Annotated in this window: 1 protein-coding gene; it reads left to right on the top strand. The window is 67.3% G+C overall.

What is annotated here, in order from left to right:
• Nucleotides 1-1,376: AMP-binding protein (locus tag ACWCQ6_RS37320; protein ID WP_451096959.1), on the top strand; the 1,376-nt coding region annotated here is incomplete at both ends.

Genomic DNA, 1,376 nt, shown 5'->3' with positions numbered 1-1,376 from the left:
TGCCAGGAGGAGCAGGCGACGCTGTTCGGCGGGTTGTCGGCGGTGTTGCGTGTGCTGCTGCTGCGGTACACGGGGCAGCGGGATGTGGTGCTGGGTACGTCGGCGGTCACGCGTTCGGTGCCGGAGCTGTACGACCAGATCGGCTGTTACATCAACACCATCGCGCTGCGGGACGAGGTGCCGGAGGACGCGAGTTTCCGGGAGCTGCTGCGGGCTGTTCAGGGCACGCTGCACGAGGGGCTGCGGCATCACGAGTACCCCTTCGACCGGGTGGTCCGGGACGCGGGTGTGGTGACGGACACCGACCGCAACCCGCTGTTCGACGTAATGATCATGGTCGACCACGCCTGGGGCGACCCCACCGAGACGATCGACGGTCTGCGGGTCAACCGTCTCGATGTGACCAACAACCACAGCAAGATGGACCTGACGTTCTTCTTCGAGGAAACGCCGGCCGGTCTGCGGGCGTCGGTGGAATATTCGACGGAGTTGTTCGACGCCCGGCGTGTCGAACGAATGCTGGACCACCTCGACGTGCTGCTCGGTGAAGTGGTCGCGGGCCCGGACCGGCCCGTCGAATCCCTGCCCCTGCTTCCGTCAGGTGAGCGTGAGCTGGTGGTGCATGGATTCAACCAGACCGATGTCGCGTACGACCTGGACACAACCGTCTCGCAGCTCTTCGAGGAACAGGTCGTGCGGACTCCGGACACGGTGGCGACCGTGGACGGAGAGCGGTCACTGACGTTCGCGGAGCTCAACGCGCGGGCGAACGCGGTGGCGTGGACGCTGCGCGAGGCCCATGGAGTGGGTGCGGGTGATCTGGTCGCCTTGCATCTGGAGCGATCGGTCGACATGACCGTGGCGATTCTCGGTGTACTCAAAGCCGGAGGCGGCTATCTGCCGATCAGCACCACCGATCCGGCGGACCGCGTCGCAACCGTGCTGGAGGACAGCGGCAGCAAAGCCGTTCTCCTGGCCGGACCCGCGGCCCCGAAGGACCGTCCCGCCCTGGAGGACCGTCCCGTCCTGGACATCACCGACCCCGGCACACTGTCGGCCCGAACGGACAACCCGCCGCGGGTCGCGGGGCCGGACGACCTGGCGTACTGCATCTACACCTCGGGCTCGACCGGACGTCCCAAGGGTGTGCTCATCGAGCACCGCTCCCTCACCAACCGACTCCGCTGGGCCGCCGAGGAACTCGGCTACCGCGCCTCGGACGTCTTCCTGCAGAAGACCCCGTACTCCTTCGACGTCTCAGTCCCCGAGCTCCTGCTGCCCGGGATCATCGGTGCCAAGCAGGTCATGCTCCGCCCCGGCGGCGAGTCCGACCCGGAGACGATCCGCGCCGCGATCGAGCAGCACGGCGTCACCAC

The sequence above is a fragment of the Streptomyces sp. NPDC001880 genome, from assembly GCF_053594575.1.
The sequence above is the reverse complement of the archived record's forward strand: the minus strand, read 5'-3'. Positions and strand labels throughout refer to the sequence as shown.